We start from the raw sequence: 21,250 nt of genomic DNA on the forward strand, positions 1-21,250 counted from the left end.
CAGTTATTCCACTAGTCGTTCTATCGTCTCAAGCAGAATTTTTTCCTGGAAGGGTTTACCGAGATATTCGTTAACGCCGATTGAAATCGCACGCTCGCGGTGTTTCTGTCCGGTACGCGAGGTGATCATAATGATCGGCACATCTTTCAGGCGCTCGTCGTGACGCACCAGACTCGCCACTTCGAATCCGTCCATACGCGGCATTTCTATATCCAGCAACATGACGTCCGGTTTGTGGTCCTGCAACAGTGCGATCGCGTCCACACCGTCCTTCGCGGTAATGACTTCCATACCGTTCCGTTCCAGCAGACGGGAAGTAACCTTCCGTACCGTAACCGAGTCGTCCACCACCATAACGGTGGTTGGGCCGGATGCTGCGCGCGCAGGCTCCCCGGCTGGTTTGAGCGTCGGAATGAGGCTTGGGCCGTAGTGAGACATATCGCTGCGGATAAGCGCAGGCAAGTCAAGAATCACGACCACGCTACCATCCCCCAGGATGGTGGCGCCGGAGACGCCGCGTACTGAAGAGAACTGGGTGCCGAGACCTTTTACAACGATCTCGCGGGAGCCCATCAAGCTGTCCACCTGCAGGGCCAAAGGCTGATCGCCGCCGCCGCGCACCAGAATGACCGGCAAGGGCAGGGGTTGACCTTGCAGTTTCGGATGGTGTTCGCTCTTCAACAGGCTGCCCAGGTACTGCAGACGATATTTTTGACCTGCGTACTCGTACAGCGGCGCGTTGGGTTTGTAGTACTCCTCCAACTCGTAGGTGCTGACGCGCACGATACCCTCAATTGTGTTCAACGGAATCGCGTAATAATCCTCGCCGGTGTTCACCATCAGCGCCCGGTTCACAGAAACCGTGAACGGCAGGTGGACGATAAAGCGCGTGCCGTGGCCGGGCTTGGAGTCGATAGTGACGCGTCCGCCAAGCTGTTTGATCTCGCTGGCCACAACGTCCATACCAACGCCGCGTCCGGAAATCTGAGTAACTTTCTCCGCGGTGCTGAAGCCTGCCTGGAAGATAAACTGCAGCATATCGTGATCGCTAAGGTGCGTACCTTCGTCGATCAAGCCGCTCTTAATGGCTTTATTTCTGACCGCGTCGACGTTGATGCCGCCGCCATCGTCGGAAAGAATCAGTACGACGTCGCCGCCTTCACGGCCTACCGATAACTCAATGCGTCCGGTTTCCGATTTGCCTTTGGCGCGACGCTGCTCGGGCATTTCCACCCCGTGGTCGATCGCGTTACGCAGCATGTGCTCCAACGGCGCCAGCATGCGCTCCAATACAGTACGGTCCAGCTCGCCTTCCGGGTTGTACACTTCGAAGTCGGCTTTCTTGCCTAGTTCGGAGCTTACCTGCCGGATGATACGGCGCAGCCTGGGCACGATCGAGGTGAACGGAACCATGCGGGTTTTCATCAACCCTTCCTGCAGCTCCGTATTGATGCGGGATTGTTGCAGCAGCAGGGTTTCCGCGTCACGGGCCTTATCCATCATGGTTTCACGAAGGTCGGTCAAGTCCGAGGAGGACTCGCTTAACGCTCGCGACAACTGCTGGATAGAGGAGTAACGGTCCATTTCCAGCGGGTCAAAGTCTTCGTATTTGACGCCGCTTTCTTTTTCCATGCGGAACAGAACCTGAGCTTCCGTCTCCATGTCCATCCGACGTAACTGCTCGCGCAGACGGTCGATGGTGGACTGCATCTCTTCCAACGTGTAGGTGAAGTCACTGATCTGCTGTTCAAGCAGACCACGGGTGATACTGGTTTCACCCGCGAGGTTAACCAGGTTGTCGAGCAGGTTGGCGGAGACCCTGACGGTTTCCGCGGCCGCCTGACGTTGCGCCGCAGGTTGTGCGGGCTGTATCTCGGTTTTGGCCGGCTCTTCTTTTTTGACAGCGGGAACGGCTTGCTCACGTTGCATTTGCACCATGCGTTCAGCCAGGGCCTCAGGTTCGCTCTTCGGCGCTTCCGCCGCTGCAGCTTCCACTTCGGCTTCCTGCTGACTGCTGTAGAAGTTTTTAACCTGACCGATTTCGCTCTTCAGGCGATTGAACAGGATCTCGATTTCACTGCGCAGGGCGTCGTCCAGCTCATGCTTGTGGTCATAAGCTTCTTTGACGACGGATTCGATTTCCTGCGCCAGGTCGCCGATGTTGGTCAAGGTCGCCAGACGCGCGCCGCCTTTCAGCGTATGCAATGCGCGGGACATGGAGTCCGCATGTACGCTGTTGCGGGGCTCACGGGTCCAGTCGTTGAATTCGCGCTCCAGACTGGCCTGCAGCTCATTCGCTTCTTCTACGAAAACTTGCAGGATTTCCGGGTCGACATCCAGCGCAAACTCAGAGGCGGGCAGTTCTTCGCCGCTGCCGACTTCTTTCAGTTCGCGGATCAGTTCATTGGGAACTTCTGGTTGCTCCAGTTGTTCAATCTGATCCAGCAGGCGACCGATGTAACGGATGGAGCGGTCCACCAGCGTAATCAGTTCGTCAGGCACCTGATGCTTGCCGTCGACGACGCTCTCCATACGCTCGGTCAGCGCTTCAGTGAGAGCATGCACGCTGTCGATATTCGCCAGCTTGGCGCCGCCGTTCAGGGTTTGCAGGTCCCGAACCAGCTCTTTCGCCGGCGTAATGTTATCTGGATTGGCTTTCCAGCGATCAAAGCAGTCAATCACTGCGTCCATGATGTCCCTGGATTCGTCCAGGAATATGCTGCGCAGATCTTCGTCGCTGGTTTCCTGAGCGGAATCCAGCAGAGACTGCTGTTCGCGCTCGATGTCCAAAATGGTGTCTTCGCGATCATGAGGGCCTTTCGCCGCCAGATCATGTTGCGCGCAGTATTTGATGACTTGCTGGGCCAGATCATTCGCCGCGCGCACCGGGCTGTTGCTGGTGACGCTATCCACCATTTCCGCCAGACGGTCATGGCAGGCCAGCATCAAGTCAGACAGTGACGGTTCCGCCAGGAAACGACCTTCGACAATACCCTCGAACAATGTTTCCAGTTCGTGGGCCAAATCGCCGATAGGCTTGATTTCCGCCATACGCGCGCCGCCTTTCAACGTATGCAGGGCGCGTTGCAGTTCCTTCACATGCTCGATATTTTCGAGTTCGCCCAACCAGCTCTGCAGGTTGCGGGCGGTGGAGTCCACCAATTCATTGGCTTCTTCCAGGAAGATGGAGACCAGTTCCTGATCCAGATCACTGATGTCGTAAACTGGATTATCAATAGGCGCTTCTTCAACCGGCGCAGGCTCTGCAGTGATCTCTTCGGCGTCCGCCAGACCTTCCAGCTCTATAGCCGTTTCATCCGCTTGGGGCTCCAAAGACGTTTCAATGGCTGCTTCCACTTCTGGATGTGCGTCAACGATATAGTCGTCTTCGCCATCCGCGTAGTGATGGCCAGCGCCTTGCGCCATGTCATGAACGCGGCCGATCAAGTCGCGAGCAGGGGAGGCCACCTGGTTCTGGGCGACGGCGTCCACCATGCCCGCCAGACGGTCGTGACACTCCATCACCAGACCAACCATGGCGGGTTCTGGCGACAGACGGCCCTCTGTCATTCTTTCAAACAGCGTTTCCAGCTCGTGAGCCAAGTCGCCAATGGACTTGATCTCCGCCATTCTGGCGCCGCCTTTCAGCGTATGCAGATCACGTTGCAGTTCTTTCAAATGCTCCAGATTGCCCAGCTCTTCAGACCAGCTGTGCATGGTCTCGCCGGTGCGCTGGATAATGTCCTGAGCTTCTTCAAGGAAGATTTCGACCATTTCTGGATCAAGAGGCGCGACTTCCTCAAGAACAGGAATTTCTTCCTCTTCGTTGAAATCCATTGTCGGCAGACTGGCTTCGTCGTAGGAAACCTCGTCGCCTTCATCCTCTTCGTCTTCTGCCGAGCGCTCGCCGGACAGATAAGCGTGCAGAGCGTCGATCAGATCCTGAGCGTCATTACAGGTGCGCGTGGCGGTGACGGAGTCGACCATGCCCGCCAGGGTGTCGTGCGCCAGCAAAGACAAGTTGCTGGCTTCTTCATCCGGCGTCACGCGCTGTTCTACGATACCTTCGAACAGGCTTTCCAGCTCATGGGAGAGGTCGCCGATAGGAGGAATGCCCGCCAGTCTGGCGCCGCCTTTCAAAGTGTGCAGATCGCGCTGTAATTGCTGAACTAACGCAATGTTATGAAGATCCTGCGACCACTGCTGCATCACATCCGCGGAGGATTGAATGATGTCCTGGGCTTCCTGCAGGAACACATCCGCTAGCTCTGGGTCCAGTTCGTACACTACGCCGCCGGAAGCGACAGGCGCAGGCGTTTCTTCGATCTCCTCCATGAAGCTTGCTGAAGGTTCAATCACCTCCGGCTCTTCAGGCAGACCAATATCAAAATTAATATCTTCGGCGAGATCGTCTTCTTCCGCCTCTTCGATGATTACGTCGTCCAGAAGAGGAATCTCGTCATCCGCTGAGTGGGCGACTGGTTCCAGGTTTTCTTCTTCGGCGACTTCCGCGACGGGAGGAACGTCTTCAGCAGGCGCAGATTCAACAGGCTTGGCCAGGGCGTATAGCTCTTGAATCAATGATGCGTCAGGCTGCGTGGCGAGACCCGCTGCAACTTGGTCCATCATGCTGATCAGCACGTCATGACCGCGTTTCGCGATAGTGAAGAAACGATCGTCTGTGTTGGCGCCGCCAGCTTCCGCCAGCTCATAAGCAGTTTCCAGCGCGCGGGAAAGCTCTGCGACATCTTCCAGGCCGGCCACTTCTGCGCCGCGGGACAAGGTGGTCAGCTCAGTGACCAGCTTGTTCAAATCTTCTTTGGAGTTCGGGTCCTGGCTCCACTCGTTAAGGATGCGCTCGGCGTCCAGCAGAATATCAACGCCTTCCGTTAAGAACAGATTGATCAGGTGTGGATCGGGCTTGCTGGTGGCTTGCAGCACATCACTTTGCGCGGCGTTGGTCAGGATGCGATTGCTGACGGTAGCCAGCTTCTCCAGGTATTCGTTGGCGCCGTCCAGCGGCTTCAGCGGCGTGCTTTCTATTTGATCCAGGCCGCGACGCACAAAACCTGCGCCTTCCTGCAACAGTTCGCGAATGTCGCTGTCCACGCTGACGCCGCGAGCGCGGGCTTCTTTGACAAACTTCTCAAGCGGCACCACTACGGTGGCGATAGGCTCAATGCCAGCGGTATTGGCGCTGCCTTTGAGCGTATGCATGGCGCGGGAGATTTCGTCCGTAATCGGCGTAGGCTCGCCATTGGCGGCAGCTTTAGCGGTGAACGTCGCCAGCGTCTCAAGATGGCTTTCTGTTTCTGCCTTAAAAATGTCTTTCAGGGCCGGGTCGATGTCCAGGGTCGGCTCGCCTGACTCGTTGGCGGAAACGTCCTGGTCGAGCTTCAAAGGCTTGGGAATCTCGCCTTTGGCGATGGCGTGAGCCTGATCCATATACGGTTGCGTATTATGGCTGGGCTTACGACGCAGTTTGAAGTCTTCGACAAGGTCAGGAAGGATTTTGGTCACAGCCTGCATCAGCTCGCCAATATCCTGGCTCATGAAAATAGTGCCGTCGATGATACGGTTCAGCAGATTCTCAATAGACCAGGCCAATTCGCCAACGAGCGTAGCTCCAACCAGGCGACCGCTGCCTTTCAAGGTGTGGAAGGCGCGGCGAACTTCGATCAATGCTTCCTGATTGTCGTAACTGGCCACATAAGAGGGCAGGTACTGACCAATGGTGTCCAGTACTTCAGCCGCTTCTTCAACGAAGATTTCGATGATTTCGTCATCGATCATGTCATCTTCGTCTTCTTCCTCCAGTTCTGGAACCTCTACGGTTTCAGCGACAGGCTCAGGGATAGACGGAGGCTCGATGGGCTCTGGCTGCGTTTCTTCAACAACAGGCGCTTCTGGTTCGGAAGCCGCTACAGGCTCTTCAACTGGAGCAGGAGCGGGCTCTTCTTTGGGGACGGACAAATCGATATCTGACGCCGAACTTTTCTCGCGGGAGAGGCGACGGGCTGCGGCCAGCGCTTCGGCTTTAGCGACGAACTGATCTACATCGTTGATTTCCTGACCAGTCTTGAAGCGCTCAATCAGCTCAGGCAGCTTGTTGATCACGCCTTCCAGCAGTTCGAACATTTCCAGCGTGGCGGTAATGGAGCCGTCGATCACGCGGTTAAGCATGTTCTCCACACTCCAGGCCAACTCGCCCAGCGTGGTGGCGCCGACCAAACGGCCGCTGCCTTTAAGGGTATGGAATGCGCGACGGATTTCCGCCAGGGCGACCTGATCGTCAGGATTGCTTTGGAAGCTGGGGAAATAATTGTGAATGGTCGCAAGAACTTCTTCTGCTTCTTCGACAAAGATTTCGACGATTTCGTCGTCGATAAGCTCCTTGTCGGAGGCTTTGTCGCGTGACGACTCGGGCGGCGCGGACATTGTCGGCGCGGTGCCCGCCACTGTCTGCGGCGCGATGGCGACGGCGTCGCCCACCGGATAGCCCAGTTGCGCCAAGCTTTCTTCCGCAACCTGCAGAATCAACTCGTTGTCCTGGCTGCCTTCGCTCAGACGCTCCAAGTAGTACTCAATACTGGTGATGGCGTCGGCCAACGTATCCAACTGGTTCCAGTCTGGAGACTGGTCGCTGTCGAGCAACCGGTCCTGGATATAGCGCGCGGAGGCGTCCAACAGATCGGCGGCGCGCTCCAGCGGGATAATGCGCAGTCCGCCGCGGATGCTCTGCAACAGCTTCGGCACGCTTTCAATTTCTGAGCGATCCCAGTGAGAGGCGATGTACTCGACGATATCGGTTTTCGCCTGCTCCAGGCCGTTGCGGGCTTCACGAATAACTGCTTCGTGAGCGTTGTCGACCTGCTCTTTCGGTATCGCTGCGCCGCCAGCGTTGTCGCCGCTGCTGGCGCGCTGTGAGCCTGCGTCGTCGCTGAAGCCGCTAAGCGTGGCTTCGACGTAGAGGAGCGCTCCGGCGATGTCCATCAATACGTTGTCGTCCGGCGTATCCGTACCAGAGGACAGGGTATCAATTAAATCGATCTGCTCTTGCACCACTTTGCGGGGAATACCCAGACCCAGAACCGCCATGGTGTTGGCGACCTGATGCAGTCCCGGCAACAGCTCCGCCAAGTCGCTGCTATCTTTGAATTCGCCCCGGACGAACAGGTCCAGTTGGTCTTTAACCCGGGCCAGCTCTTCGTTAAGCGCTTCTACTACGGATTCAATCGCGCCTTTGTCCGGGCCGGACATTTTCTGACGCTCGATATCCACTTCTTCGTCGCTGGGGAGAGCCTGATCCAGACGGTAATCTTCACGCACGCCTTCTATGGCGGGGGTGCGGGCGTCGGAACGAGCGACGTAGTAGAGCAAGTGCTTCAGTAAATCTTCAGGCGGCGCCTGCACCAGAATGTCGATGTTCTCATCAATGACTTTCTTGATGCGGTAATCCAGCGCGCGCAACAGGTTCTTGATCGCGGAAGACAGGTCGATGCCGTTATTCACCAAGGCTTCGATGAAGGCATGAGCAACCCGCCAGATCTGTCCTTGCGCGGTATCGCGGCAGAGGGACTCAAGGCGTTTGAATACCTTGCCCATATAGCTGAAGTTAGCCGGCAGCTCGCTTTCGCGGATAACTCCGGCGAGGGCGAACTGATACATTTGCCGTAACTTGCGCAACTGCATGATGACTTTGTCGTCGTGCAGGCGTTGGTTCACTCCTGGCGGCGCCGCGACGCGAGCCATGGAAAGGTCAGGGGTGAACAGTGATGTGTCGGAAAGCAGCGATTCACCGCGCGAAGCGCGCAGGTCGTTCAAAATCGGCAGCAGAATGACGGGCAGATCGCGCCGGCTTGACTGCAGGCGGTTAAGATAGTTAGGCAGTTGCAGAATCGCCCGCATCAGCACTTCGATGGCTTCATCGGGGTGCGGAACGGTTTCCTGCAGGACTGCCTGCGCCAACTTCTCCATTTCTTCCGCCAACAAGGCGGCGCCATAGAACTCGACCATCTGCAGAGTTCCATGGACCTGATGTATGTAGTTCAGACAAAAGCGTAATTTGGCGCTGTCTTCAGTGTTGTTGACGTAGTCCTCAAGCGCTAACTGCGCTTGCTTAAGTGTACTGTCGATTTCGCCCTTAACCCAATCAAGAGCTACATAGTCATGGTTGCCCGCCATAACTTCTCCAATTAACTGTTGCGCTCGTTTCGCCTGATAAAAGCGAGAGTTTTGTCACTTCCGACCCGCTGCAAAAGAGGGTGGGTCCAGTCAACGATTTCTCCCAGTCCCAATACCAGAATGCCACCTGGCACCAGGCGTTCAGCCAAGCGGTTAAGAATTTCCTTCCGCCGCCAGCGTCTGAAATAAATCAATAAGTTCTGGCAGAAGATAATGTTCATGCCATGCATCGGCGCGTCTTTAAGGTTAAGCACGTTAACCCTTGCAAAACACACTCTCTCTTTCAAGCGCGGGATAACTGCGTAGAGATTCCCGTTACGCTTTTCAAAAAATTTCTCTTTGCGTTCTTCGTTCAGGGTGACCAGTTTGCGTGCCGGGTAAACAGCGGTTCGCGCCTTCTCCAGCACCGGCGAGGATATGTCCGTGCCGGTAACGCCGTAGTACTTGGCCAGTCCCAGAGCTTCAAGACACTCTTCGATGATCATGGCCAGCGTGTAAGGCTCTTCTCCGGTTGAGCAGCCAACGCTCCAGGCTTCGATGGTGGACTTGGCCAGTGATTCAACCGGCCGGGTCAGCAGATAATCCTTGACCAATCCAAACGCATCTTCGTCTCTGTAAAACCGGGTTTCCTGAACCGTCAGCCGATCTACCAGGATGGCCCATTCGACGACGCCGGATGGACTGTCAACGATTTTGTGAAAGTACTCCTGATAGGAGGGGCAGCCGATTTCCCGCATCCGAATGCCCAAGCTGGTCTGCAGAAATGTCTTGCGCTGTATTGGCAAGTTCATTCCAGTGCGCTTTTCCAGCAACGCCTGCCACCGGAAGAATTCCTGATCTTCCATTGGCGGCAGGGTTTTTAAACTCCATGATCCCTCAACTTCAGTGCCATCATTGATCGCCATAGTGGCGCCTTAGTCGTGTCCTTGCTGTTGTCGGACGATAGGTCATTGGTACATCAACACAAGATTAGGCGGCGTCGATGTCCAGGTCTTCCTCGTTGCTGTGACCTACCTGGTCAGGCAGCTTGAAACCTGCTACAGAGTTACGCAGCTGGTTTGCCAGTTCCGCCAGTTTACCGATGGACTTCGCTGTCGCGTTCGTACCTGCGGAAGTCTGCGAGGTGATTTCCTGGATAACGTTCATCGTATTGGAAATGTGACCTGCGGAAGACGACTGCTGACGTGCTGCGTTCGAGATGTTCTGGATCAAGTCCGCAAGGTTTTTCGATACGTTCTCGATTTCTTCCAGGGCGACACCCGCGTCTTGTGCGAAGCGCGCTCCACGCACCACCTCTGCGGTGGTTTGTTCCATGGAGATTACCGCCTCGTTGGTGTCTGTCTGGATGGTTTTTACCAGTGCTTCAATCTGCTTGGTCGCTGCAGAGGAACGTTCCGCAAGGCGCTGTACTTCGTCCGCAACAACCGCGAAGCCTCGACCTGCGTCACCGGCCATAGATGCCTGGATTGCAGCGTTCAAAGACAGAATGTTGGTTTGGTCGGCAATGTCGTTGATCAACGATACGATATCCCCGATCTCCTGAGATGATTCACCCAGACGCTTGATCCGCTTGGAAGTTTCCTGGATCTGCTCACGGATGTTATCCATGCCGCGAATAGTAGACTGTACGATTTCTGCGCCTTTCTTCGCGATCGCAACCGACCGCTCCGCAACCGCTGCTGATTCGGCGGCGTTGGAAGATACCTGGTCGATAGAGACGGCCATTTCGTTGATCGCCGCGGATGCGCCAGCGATTTCCTGTGCCTGGTGCTCGGAAGCGTCGGCCAGATGCATCGCAGTCGCCTGGGTTTCCTGGGCTGCGCCCGCTACCCGTACAGCGGTTTCGTTAATGGAGGTTACCAACTGACGCATCTGGTCGATCGCGAAGTTGATGGAGTCGGCGATGGCTCCCGTGAAGTCCTCGGTTACCGTCGCCTCTGTAGTCAGGTCGCCGTCCGCGAGGTCGGCCAGTTCGTCCAGCAGTCGCAGGATCGCGTTCTGGTTCTGTTCGTTCTGAGAAGCCTCTTTTTCGTAACGCTTTTTGGATTCCTGAGAACCAATGTAGAAGATGATCAAAATCGCAACGATGATGAGGAACAGCAGGGCGTAACCCAACTGGTCGCTAACCAGACGGCCTTCAGCCTGAGTCTGGAATACTTCGTTCAGTTTGGAAGTCTCGGTCAACAGCGCCTGAGATTTCTCAAAGATGTTGTTCGCAGCTTCACGCACCCGGAACAGTTCAGGGGACGTTTCAAGAATGGTGTCTACGTTTTCGTTAACGAATTCGAACAGTTCCGCGATGGCTTCCAGACCGAAAGTCGCGTCTTCGTCAGCCACCTTGGTGATGCCCATAACCTGGTTGCCTTCGACCATCCCGTTCAGTACGCGACCGAACAAGTTTACGTCGCGGCCGAAACGGTCGGCAGCGGTTACCGCGTCCTCGCCACCGGCGAGTACCTTGTTAACGCTTCGTACAATACGTTCCGCCAGCAGTGACTGACGCTGGGCTACCGCGACCTGATCGGCGGGCGCGTTGTTTTCCAAAAGAATCTGTACAACGTCGTCATACTCAACCTGTAGCTGGGGAATGGTGTCGTTGAGTGTGATGGCGACCTGGTGCAACTGCAGAACGGTGTCTTTGGAGCCGAGGATCTGGTCCGCCGCCTCACGTACGTCGTCCCACAGGCCGGTTACGTTAGACATCTGCACGCTTTCTACAGCAGGCAGGTTACGCTCGGGATTGCCTTTGGTCAGATAATCCCACAAGCGTTGGAAGTCGTCCCGGGAGCGGCGCAATTCTTCGAAAGCCTGCGATTTACCGTCCGCGGCCTCCGAGGAGTTCTTTGCGATCTCCTGAGAAAGTACCCGCAGCTCGGAAGCGTAACTGATGTAGGTCTTATCCTGACTCGCGTTAAGGTTTACCGTAAATATAACGTAGAGAAGGGCGATTACCGCCACAATCACCACGCCATACATGGCTAGCTGAATAGGGTTCGCACCCTGTCCGGACGAAGTTTTTCCAGATATTGATATCATTGCTTTGGCTCCCCAGCCTTTTCAACTCTAACCATCTAACAGCGTAGCAGACGCTGTAATAGCTGCGCAGCGATTTCTCACTGCGCTACGTTTATGAAATTGGAATCTGCCACCAGACTGGTCGTATCGAATACAATCCAGCGTTCGTTACTACGGGCGTAAAAGCCGCTTACGTAAGGTCTCAGCACTTCCGGGATATCCGGAGCGTCCTTTTGGAAGCTGTCCACCGGGAAGTACTGCATGCCAAGCACGCCGTCCACTATCAGGCCGCTGAAAACATCGCCCTGCTCAATGACCAGTACGCGCCTGTTTCTCGTGCTGCGGGTTTGTTGCGGCAGCTCGAAGAAAGAAGTCAGGTCCATTATAGGAAGAAGCCGCCCACGTACGTTGGCGACGCCCTGCATCCAGGTTTTAACGCCTGGAATCTGTGTGAAACGGGGGACCGGGAGGATTTCAACCACCTCTCCCATTGCTGCGACGAAGTTAAGTCCAGCCAGAGAGAAACCGATTCCGTTCCATAACTCAATGACGTCTTCCTGCGCAGGCAAACCCTCTGCTAAGGCCTTGCTCTTGGCTTCAATCTCGGCAAGTACGGCAAACGGGTCCGTAGTAATTGACATGATAAAAAGTGGCTCCGCCTATCTGATGAGCTCGTTGATCGTATTGATCAGATCGCTTTCATTGACAGGTTTGACCAGATAGCCCTTGGCTCCCTGACGCGTACCCCATACCCGGTCAGTTTCCTGGTCTTTGGTAGTGACGATAACCACCGGAATATTGGCGGTTTCTTCTGCGCGAGTCAGCTGACGAGTCGCCTGGAATCCGTTCAATCCGGGCATAACGACGTCCATCAGGACAAGGTCAGGTTTTTCCGAACGGGCGAGCGCCACGCCGTCGGCGCCGTTGTCGGCGGTTAAGATTTCGTGTTGATGCTTTTCCAGAATACTTGAGATCTTGCGGACCTCAGTTGGCGAATCATCTACGATAAGTATGCGAGCCATAATTCCCCCGAAAACTCATGTGTAACCCTGTAAAAAAAGTGTAGCTTAATAAACTGACATCATTTCTTCGGCAAATGATTTCGAATTGTACCCAGTAGTTCGTCCTTGCTGAAAGGCTTGGTCAAATACTGGTCCGACCCCACAATGCGTCCCTTGGCCTTGTCGAAGAGTCCGTCTTTGCTTGACAGCATGATAACGGGAGTGCTCTTGAATGCGCTGTTGTTTTTGATAAGCGCGCAGGTCTGGTAGCCGTCGAGCCGGGGCATCATTATATCGACAAAAATGATGTCCGGGTGAGAATCGGCGATTTTTGCCAAGGCGTCGAAACCGTCTGTCGCGGTAATTACAGTGCAGCCGACTTTTTTTAGAAGCGTTTCGGCAGTACGACGAATCGTCTTGCTATCGTCAATCACCATAATTTTGAGGTTTTCAAAGTTATCTTCCATCTCAATATGGCCCTGGTAATGAGGTCATGTTTTCGTTGTGTGAGTCACTAATTCGGCTGGCTGATTTACGTCGGAAAGCGGCGTCAGACATGTTAATGGCTTTTTTAACATAGAATTACAACGCAATCTATAAGTAAATACTATTTATAGTTCAGATGCCCAGTAAGGCAAAGAAAATCTTTGTGTATAAATGTCACAAAACCACTAACAACCTTAACAATTGGAATCTGACTACCTTTTAATTAGCAGACTAGTACAGAAAATAAGATAGTACAGAAGTGGGCTTTGGGCCCGGAAAGTGGCATCATTATGCCCGCCCGTTTACCGGGCGCCCAGTTAATTTTTGCAACCGTCTTTTAACGCATTTAAGTAGGTGCGGATATGACTATCAGGTTGGGTGTGGTGATGGACCCCATCGCCGACATCAACGTTAAAAAAGACAGCACGCTCGCGATGCTGTTGGCGGCCCAAAAACGCGGTTGGTCCGTGTATTACATGGAACAGGAAGATCTGTATCTGGAGCAGGGGCGGGCCTATGCGCGGATGCGCACCCTGCAGGTGGCGGACGACCCTTCCAGTTGGTTCGAGATTCAGGACGAATTTGTGGATGCGCTGGCGTCGCTCGACCTGATTCTGATGCGCAAAGATCCGCCAGTGGATAGCGAATTCGTGTTCGCCACCCACATCCTCGAAGCAGCAGAGCGCGAGGGCGCGCTGGTGGTTAATCGGCCCCAGAGCCTGCGCGATTGTAACGAGAAGTTATTCGCCACCCAGTTTCCGGATCTGTGCCCGCCTGTTTTGGTCAGCCGCGACGTCATGCGCCTGCGCCGCTTTTTTGCGGAGCACGAGGACGTGGTGTTCAAGCCGTTGGACGGCATGGGCGGCAAGTCCATTTTCCGGGTGAAAGCCGGGGACTTTAACCTTGGCGTTATTCTCGAAACGCTTACGGACAATGGGCGTCGCCAGATTATGGCGCAGCGTTATTTGCCAGAGATCAAAGACGGCGACAAGCGTATTCTGATGATCAACGGCGAGCCGGTTCCCTATGCGTTGGCCCGGATTCCGTCGCAGGGTGAAAACCGCGGCAATCTGGCGGCGGGAGGCAGCGGCGAAGGTCGCAAATTGAGCGAGCGGGATAAAGAAATCTGCGCACGCGTCGGACCGGTGTTAAAAGAGAAGGGTCTGCACTTTGTTGGACTGGATGTAATTGGCGACTACCTCACAGAAATAAATGTCACTAGTCCTACCTGTATTAGAGAGTTGGATAAACTTTATCATTTGGATATAGCGGGACAATTAATGGATTATTTGTCGTCTTTATTAAAGTCACGTCGGGATATTGTTGTTTAAATAAATATGAGTGATAAGTCGCTTTCTTCTCCGGCTGCGGGAGTCACCGCTTTTGATCGCCTGGGTTTTTGTATGTTCTTCGCTATCGCCGTACATGCGGCGATTGTGTTGGGAATTACCTTTACTATCGAACCAGAGCGCCCTGTCCCTCTGACAGTCGAGGTCACCCTGGCTCAATTTGATGATAAAGAAGAGCCGGAGGACGCCGACTTTCTCGCGCAGTCCAATCAAAAAGGCAGTGGTTCGGAAGAAGATAAGAAAGAGCTCACTACCACTGAGCAGGCGGACTTCCGTGATATAGAAACTCATGAAGTCGCGCAGCTGCAGCCTGAAGCGGTAAAACCCAGGGAAGCCTCTGCCGAACGTCAGGTGGTTGCGAACAAGACTTCCGATCGCGACATGAGCATGTCGGAAAAGCCAAAGAAGGATAATCCGGAAGAGGCTCCTCCAGAAGAGCGCAGTCAGTTGTTGCAACGCAGTCTGGAGATCGCCAGTTTGGAGGCGAAGCTTTCTGAACAGCAACAGGCGTACGCCAAGCGTCCCCGCGTGACGCGTTTGACGGCAGTGTCGGCGAGGAAGACCGCCAGCGCGTATTATATGGAAGAGTGGCGTCGGGAGTTGGAGCGCATCGGCAACATCAACTACCCGGAAGAGGCGCGTAAGCGCAAGCTGGAAGGGAAAGTTCGCGTAGCCGTCATTATTGAGCCTGATGGACAAGTGCAGGAAATCAATATCCTGTCCTCTTCCGGCGCCAAGATACTGGACGACGCGGTGGTCCGGATTATCCGCCTCGCTGAGCCATTCCCACCGTTCACTGAAGAGATGCGCAAAGAGTCGGACCTGTTGGAAATCATCCGTACTTTCTCTTTTGGCGAGCGCATGTACGCTACTGATTCATGACAACTTTCCGGTTAATCCCTTTGGTTTTTTGCCGCATCGGGGTTAACTGGTTTATGCTTAGAACTATACAGGCAGTTAAAAAGGCCGCAACTGCATGAGTTCATCAATGTCTACATTACGCAATCAATTTCTGATTGCCATGCCTCACCTCAAGGACCCTAATTTCGAAGGGACCATCAGCTATATATGCGACCACAATGACGAAGGCGCCATGGGGATCGTCATCAATCGGCCTTTGGATATTCGGCTTAGCGATATGCTGGCGCAACTTGAACTGGGTGGAGAAGGCATCGCCATGCCGGTGTATTCTGGCGGTCCCGTGCAAATTGAGCGGGGCTTCGTTCTGCACTCGCCTTTAGGCGACTGGCAATCCTCTATTGAGATCGCTCCTGACATTTGCATAACCACTTCCAAAGACATTCTGGAGGCCATGGCTCGCGGCGTCGGTCCAGACCGCACCTTGGTGGCGCTTGGCTATGCAGGGTGGGGCGCTGGCCAATTGGAGAAGGAAATCTCCAACAATTTCTGGATCACCTGTCCTGCTGACTCCGCTATCATTTTCCGTACGCCGGACAGTGACAAAGTCGTTTCCGCATTGGGACGGGTGGGTATCGATTATCACCGTCTCTCGTCGATTTCCGGGCATGCCTGAAGCTGTGACGCAGAGGACGTTCGGGAGGCTCGACACGTAAATTATGGCGACAGTGGTAGGCTTTGACTTCGGACTCAAGCGCTTTGGCGCGGCAGTCGGACAGTCGGTATCGATGACGGCTTCTCCTCTCAAGGAAATTCCCGCTCAGGACGGCATCCCCCGATGGGAGGCGATTGAAGCGCTGTTGGAAGAATGGAAGCCTGCGCTGGTCATCGTGGGAGAACCTTTGAATATGGACGGCAGCGTCAGTGAAATGGCGTTGCGCGCCAGGAAGTTCGCTCGGCGTTTGCACGGGAGATATAATCTGCGCGTCGAAATGGCGGACGAGCGGCTCACCAGCAGCGAAGCCAAATCCATGGTGAGGGAACGCTACGGGCAGCGCGACTTCGGACGCTACGCCGTGGACTCCATCGCCGCGGTCTTTATCGTGGAAAGCTGGCTGGAAACCCACGCCGACAATCTGGACGCATTTCTTCATCCTCCTCGTAAACAAGGAAAATCCGATGACATCATTGATTGATGTTGATGCGGCCATGCGGGACATGGTCGAAAAACTCAAACTGCTCTGCGCGGAACGCAATATCGATAAGCCTGCGCTCGTAGGCATCCATACTGGCGGCGTATGGGTCGCGCGACGACTGCAAAGCCTGTTGGGCTGGGATGGCCCGGTGGGCGAGCTGGATATCTCATTCTATCGCGATGACTTCACTCGCATCGGCTTGAACCCCAAGGTTAAAGCCTCGTCTTTGCCTTTCGAAACAGAAGGTCGGGATGTCGTGCTGGTGGACGACGTGATTATGAGCGGAAGAACGATTCGGGCCGCCATGAACGAACTTTTTGACTTTGGCCGGCCGGCAAGTATCCTTCTCGTCGCGCTCATGGATGTGGGCGGTCGCGACCTTCCCATACAGCCGGATGTGGTCGGCGCCAGCCGACGGCTGGAGTCAAATCAACGTGTGAAACTGCTGGGGCCGGACCCTTTGGCGGTGGAGCTGCGGGAGAAAACAGGCTCCAGCTGAAAGTCCTTAGCGACAAGTTCACACATGGGCGAAATCCATCAACCTGAGAATTGATTTCCATGCCTAGCATAGACGACGAACTCAGTCCCCTGCAGTTGAACCGGTTTCAGCACCTTCGACATTTTCTGACCATCGAAGGGCTGAGCCGGAAGCATCTCACGGACATTCTGGACACGGCGGACACCTTTATTGAAGTCGGCTCCAGATCAATCAAGAAAGTTCCTTTACTCCGCGGCAAAACCGTCGCCAATTTATTCTTCGAAGCAAGCACCCGCACCCGCACTACCTTTGAACTGGCCGCCAAACGTTTGTCGGCGGACGTTCTGAATATCAACATCACCACCTCCGCCACCAGCAAAGGCGAATCATTGTCCGACATGCTGCGCAACCTGGAAGCGATGGCGGTGGACATGTTCGTAGTGCGTCACGCGCAGAGCGGCGCGCCGCATTTCATCGCTAAATCGGTGACGCCAAGAGTCTCCGTCATTAACGCTGGCGATGGCCGCCATGCGCACCCGACTCAGGCGATGTTGGACATGCTGACCATTCGCCAGCACAAGCATAAATTTGAAGGGCTTAAAGTCGCTATAGTGGGGGACATCCTGCACTCGCGGGTGGCGCGCTCTCAGATTCAAGCCTTGAACCTGCTCGGAGCCGAGGAAGTTCGGGTTATTGCGCCGGATACGCTGCTGCCGCCCTATGTCGATCAGTTTGGCGTCAAAGTGTTCAGCTCCATGAAGGAAGGCATGCGGGACGTGGACGTGGTGATCATGCTGCGTTTGCAAAAAGAGAGGATGGAAGGAGCCCTCCTGCCCAGCGAGCAGGAATTCTTCCGTCTCTACGGATTGTCTCAGGACAAACTGGCCTTGGCCAAGCCTGACGCGATTGTCATGCATCCCGGCCCGATTAACCGGGGTGTGGAGATAGAGTCCGCTGTCGCTGACGGTCCGCAATCCGTCATATTGAATCAGGTGACCAATGGCATTGCGGTGCGGATGGCGGTCATGTCCATGGCGATGAGCGGCCAGATAGCTGAATTGACAGCGGATGAGGAGGTTGCGTGAGCGGGCGGATACTCATAAAAGGCGGTCGAATCATCGACCCGTCTCAAAGTCTGGATACCCAGTCGGACTTATACATTGCTGACGGCGAAGTCGTCGCTATCGGCGCGGCGCCAGCCGACTTCAATGCAGATATGGTGATTGAGGCAGCTGGTTCCTGGGTGACGCCCGGGTTGGTGGATCTGTGTGCGTATCTGCGCGAGCCGGGTTATGAACATAAAGCAAGCATCGCCAGCGAGTCGTTGGCGGCGGTGAAGGGCGGTTTTACTACGCTATGCTGTCCTCCGGCGACATCGCCGGTCAATGACACTGCGGCGGTGACCAATCTTATATACGATCAGGCGCTGACTGCAGGTAAGGCGAAGATACTGCCCATCGGCGCGCTGACCAAAGGGCTGGCCGGCGAGCAACTGAGCGAAATGCACGCGCTGCGCGAGGCGGGCTGCGTTGGCGTTTCCAATCTGCGCTATCCTTTCCGGGACAATCAGGTCATGAAGCGCTGTCTGGAATACGCCTGCTCTCAGGACATCACCATATTCGTATGCCCGGAAGATTACGCACTGGCGAAAGATGGCTGCGTACATGAGGGCGCCACCAGCGGATTGCTGGGGCTGAGCGGTATTCCCGCTATTGCGGAAACCATGGCGGTGGCGCAGTGGTTGATTCTGGCGGAGGAAACTGAGGCGCGGATACACCTTGGACAGTTGTCCTGCGCAAAATCGGTCGAGTTGGTCGCAGATGCTAAACGTCGTGGTCTGAAAGTCACCTGTGATGTGGCGCTGGCGAACTTGATTTACACCGATGCGGTGATCAAAGACTTTAATCCTGCATTTCATGTGCGTCCTCCGCTGCGACGGGAGGAAGACCGTAAAGCACTGCTGAAAGGCGTGAATGACGGCGTGATCGACGCCATCTGTTCTCATCATCAGCCCCATGAAAGCGCGGCCAAGCTGGCGCCGTTCGCGGAAACCCGTTCAGGCATGTCGGTGATTGAGCTGGTGCTTCCGCAGATCATTGCGCTGACGACGTCTGGCGAGTTGCGTCTGGATGCGGCGATGCGGGCGCTGACCACTGGTCCGGCGCAGGTGCTGGAGTTGTCTACGGGGAGCTTACAGGTTGGAAGCGCGGCGGATGTGGCGCTGATCGATCCGACTGAGAAGTGGCTGGTGACCGAATCAAATCTGGTGTCCAAAGGCAAGAATTGCCCATGGCTGGATACGGAAGTGGTTGGACTGGCCTATAAAACCATTGTGGAAGGACGTGTGGTGTATGATCGCGCGTTGATGATGGAGTAGCATTCCACGTTCACTTATTGGCGACGCTTGTCAGTTTTGACGAGACAATGACGAGTTGATTGAAGGAGGTTGGGAAATGGGATCTTTCATCCTGTTTATAGCGGTATTGGTTATTATTTATCAGTTATCGAACATCTCCCGCAATACTGCGGACGCATTGGATAAACAGGTGGCGTTGCAGTATGAAATCGTCGCTGTCGAGAAGCGCCTGGATGAATTGACCGAGTTGCTGAGCGCGCGACAATCTGAGGGTGGACTGGAGAGCGAGGCCACTGCCGACGCGGATGAGCTGGTCAACATTAATCACGCGACGCTTAAGCAGCTGACTGCTTTGCCCAAAATTGGCCGCGCTACGGCTCAGAAGATTGCTGAAGCGAGGCCGTTCTCCAAACCGGAAGACCTGAAACTGGTGCAGGGAATCAATGAAGATATCTTTGCGGATCTGGCGGAAAAAATAACGGTCTGAGTCCGTTGCTTACAACCTTCTGATCCTTCAGGTCTTCTTAGACTTCTGCGGCGGAAGCGCCCTGTTCCCGCCTGTCCGGACGGATAGCGGGCAGGACGGGGCTTCCGCCGCTACTATTATTTATTGACCGCATCCTTCAAGAGCTTGCCAGCCTTGAACCCAACGGTTTTGCTGGCGGGAATTTTAATAGCGGCCCCAGTTTTGGGGTTTTTACCTGTACGTGCGCTCCTATTGCGCTGACTGAAGGTTCCGAATCCGATCAGTGAGACGGTTTCATTACGGGATACCGCGTCGGCTATTTCATCGGTTAACGCGTTCAGTACCTCCGCAGCTTTGCTTTTCGACAAATTCGTGCGTGCTGCAATCGCTGCGGCAAGTTCAGGTTTGCGCATACTCTTCTCCTATCGGGTTTGTATTGTTATTGGTGGCGAACGCTGTGAGCCGAAGTCCTACAAACCCTGCTTCAGGCCCAGCGCTCCTTTAGTTATAGCGGCTCCCAGAGCCCTGTCAAATGCGCGGCGGCGTAATTTCGGCCTTTTTTGAAAGGGGCTTTGGTAACGGTATTTATCGTTTTTTGTCTTTTTGTGCCAAATTTATTGCGCTTTGTGCCGTTCATCTCACAAAAAACCTTCCAGTTTGTCCATAATCTGACCCGACCTAAGCATAAACCCCTATGCTCGCCCGGCTGCGGCGACATCGAAGAATAAAGACAAAAGGCAACTGGGAGGTTTTTGTGAGCCCACATTTCTTGAGGTTTTCATCTGCGTTACTGCATTGCGTCAGACCGGTCCGACAGCGGCTTTCCAGCAAGCGCGCGGCGGTTCTCGCCATGACTCTGGCGCTTGCTGGATGCGGCGCGACGCGCAATGTGATGTACAAGACCACTGGCGACGTCATGGTGGGCTTTGCGCAGGAACATCAGACTCCCTTTGTTCTCAGCACGGACGATGTCTCCATGAACTGCGGCATGTCGGAAGCCTTGGCGCCCATGTTGATGTCCTTTGGTCGCGTCCGCGACGAACCCCATTCTCTTGCTGTCATGATCTACGGCTCCGCCGGTATGTGCGCAGAATCCCGCGCCCTCAATGAAGAGCTGCGCTATATGCGTGCGATTCGGGATCAGGACGCTGCGGAAGCCGAAGATGCGTTAATCGCGCAAAAACGCTTTAACACCCTTGCGGCCAAGCGCAACTACGAAGCCTATCAGCATCTCGTCGCCCAATATGGCGAACCTGGTGGAGCCTGTCCGGAACTTGACGAAGACTACGACGAATTCATATGGATGATGGGCATGATTGCCGGCTTGCAGGCGCTTAACAACGAAATTGCGTCCGGAGCAGGGCTGGGCGTACCCAAGAATATCGCGGCGAAAGTCGAACGCTCCGCAGCATGTGTGGATGATGACAAGTGGTGGGGCGCGCCCATGGCGATTCGCGCGACAGTATGGTCCATGCTGCCTGGCGCTGAACCCAAGGGCGAGAACGCATCATTGAGACTGGCTGCTGCGGCGAAGAAAGGCGAGCGCGCCGGCGTGCGTCTGGCGCATGTATTTCAAGCCCTGGCCGCATACGGAAAAGGGGATGTGGCTGCTGTAAAGCAGGTTATTCGCGCCCATGCCAAGTCTAAGGCTAACAAAGAAGCCCCTCCCGAGGCGCGTCTGTTGGACGAGTTGGCGACGACCATGCTGACCGGGTTGTCCGATCGCATGTGGACGGAGCATACCGGCCATCGCACGCCGGTGGGCGCGTTGGGTAAGTTCTGGGACGATAAAAAGCAAACCACAGCGGAGACTGTGGATCTCAGCGATATTTTGTAGCTGACCGGCATGGCGAGAGCGCAC

General features: G+C 55.0%; 16 protein-coding genes. 9 read left to right on the top strand and 7 right to left on the bottom strand.

All coding sequences use genetic code 11. From position 1 onward, the window contains the following. Nucleotides 1-3: 3 nt before the first annotated feature. The 6 genes from ONV78_RS13465 to pilG all read right to left on the bottom strand — a co-directional run bounded on the left by ONV78_RS13465 (nt 4) and on the right by pilG (nt 12,667). Nucleotides 4-8,184 carry an Hpt domain-containing protein gene (locus ONV78_RS13465; RefSeq protein WP_279503763.1) on the bottom strand — a complete coding sequence of 2,727 codons (8,181 nt, stop codon included), beginning with the start codon at nt 8,182-8,184 and terminating at the stop codon, nt 4-6. 11 nt (nt 8,185-8,195) lie between these two features. Then, nucleotides 8,196-9,089, bottom strand: coding sequence for a CheR family methyltransferase (locus tag ONV78_RS13470; RefSeq protein ID WP_279503765.1), 894 nt, complete (start codon nt 9,087-9,089; stop codon nt 8,196-8,198). 64 nt (nt 9,090-9,153) lie between these two features. Further along, on the bottom strand, nt 9,154-11,220 hold the full coding sequence (locus ONV78_RS13475; RefSeq protein WP_216738881.1) for a methyl-accepting chemotaxis protein: 2,067 nt from the start codon (nt 11,218-11,220) through the stop codon (nt 9,154-9,156). Between the two features lie 77 nt (nt 11,221-11,297). Then, on the bottom strand, nt 11,298-11,840 hold the full coding sequence (locus ONV78_RS13480; RefSeq protein WP_127968179.1) for a chemotaxis protein CheW: 543 nt from the start codon (nt 11,838-11,840) through the stop codon (nt 11,298-11,300). An 18-nt stretch (nt 11,841-11,858) separates the two neighbouring features. Continuing rightward, nucleotides 11,859-12,221: a twitching motility response regulator PilH gene (gene pilH / locus ONV78_RS13485; RefSeq protein ID WP_011394527.1), complete on the bottom strand. Its 363-nt coding sequence runs from the start codon at nt 12,219-12,221 to the stop codon at nt 11,859-11,861. A gap of 59 nt (nt 12,222-12,280) precedes the next feature. Beyond that, nucleotides 12,281-12,667 carry a twitching motility response regulator PilG gene (pilG, locus tag ONV78_RS13490; protein ID WP_011394528.1) on the bottom strand — a complete coding sequence of 129 codons (387 nt, stop codon included), beginning with the start codon at nt 12,665-12,667 and terminating at the stop codon, nt 12,281-12,283. 381 nt (nt 12,668-13,048) lie between these two features. On the opposite strand from pilG, the gene gshB reads away from it, so the two are divergent. The 8 genes from gshB to ONV78_RS13530 all read left to right on the top strand — a co-directional run bounded on the left by gshB (nt 13,049) and on the right by ONV78_RS13530 (nt 19,410). Continuing rightward, entirely contained in the window at nt 13,049-14,017 is a 969-nt protein-coding gene (gene gshB / locus ONV78_RS13495; RefSeq protein WP_279503769.1) for a glutathione synthase, read from the top strand. 6 nt (nt 14,018-14,023) lie between these two features. Continuing rightward, entirely contained in the window at nt 14,024-14,917 is an 894-nt protein-coding gene (locus ONV78_RS13500; protein ID WP_216738879.1) for an energy transducer TonB, read from the top strand. A gap of 94 nt (nt 14,918-15,011) precedes the next feature. After that, nucleotides 15,012-15,569: a YqgE/AlgH family protein gene (locus tag ONV78_RS13505; protein ID WP_127968181.1), complete on the top strand. Its 558-nt coding sequence runs from the start codon at nt 15,012-15,014 to the stop codon at nt 15,567-15,569. Nucleotides 15,570-15,612: 43 nt separating this feature from the next. Beyond that, nucleotides 15,613-16,089: a Holliday junction resolvase RuvX gene (ruvX, locus tag ONV78_RS13510; protein ID WP_127968182.1), complete on the top strand. Its 477-nt coding sequence runs from the start codon at nt 15,613-15,615 to the stop codon at nt 16,087-16,089. Then, nucleotides 16,073-16,588 (top strand): bifunctional pyr operon transcriptional regulator/uracil phosphoribosyltransferase PyrR, encoded by a 516-nt coding sequence (pyrR, locus tag ONV78_RS13515; protein WP_216738876.1) that lies wholly within the window; start codon nt 16,073-16,075, stop codon nt 16,586-16,588. Before ruvX ends, pyrR begins: the two co-directional genes overlap by 17 nt. A 59-nt stretch (nt 16,589-16,647) precedes the next feature. Further along, a complete protein-coding gene (locus ONV78_RS13520) occupies nt 16,648-17,652 on the top strand; it encodes an aspartate carbamoyltransferase catalytic subunit (protein WP_216738875.1) in 1,005 nt (334 codons plus the stop codon). Beyond that, nucleotides 17,649-18,944: a dihydroorotase gene (locus ONV78_RS13525; protein ID WP_279503778.1), complete on the top strand. Its 1,296-nt coding sequence runs from the start codon at nt 17,649-17,651 to the stop codon at nt 18,942-18,944. Before ONV78_RS13520 ends, ONV78_RS13525 begins: the two co-directional genes overlap by 4 nt. A 76-nt stretch (nt 18,945-19,020) precedes the next feature. Beyond that, complete coding sequence (locus ONV78_RS13530; RefSeq protein ID WP_279503779.1) at nt 19,021-19,410, top strand: helix-hairpin-helix domain-containing protein; 390 nt, start codon at nt 19,021-19,023, stop codon at nt 19,408-19,410. Between the two features lie 116 nt (nt 19,411-19,526). On the opposite strand, the gene ONV78_RS13535 is transcribed toward ONV78_RS13530, so the two are convergent. Next, nucleotides 19,527-19,802, bottom strand: coding sequence for an HU family DNA-binding protein (locus tag ONV78_RS13535; protein WP_011394537.1), 276 nt, complete (start codon nt 19,800-19,802; stop codon nt 19,527-19,529). Between the two features lie 341 nt (nt 19,803-20,143). Between ONV78_RS13535 and ONV78_RS13540 the strand changes: the two genes are divergently transcribed. Next, entirely contained in the window at nt 20,144-21,226 is a 1,083-nt protein-coding gene (locus tag ONV78_RS13540; RefSeq protein WP_279503782.1) for a hypothetical protein, read from the top strand. Nucleotides 21,227-21,250 lie beyond the last annotated feature (24 nt).

It is taken from the genome of Hahella sp. CR1 (genome assembly GCF_029813005.1).
Lineage (GTDB): Bacteria > Pseudomonadota > Gammaproteobacteria > Pseudomonadales > Oleiphilaceae > Hahella.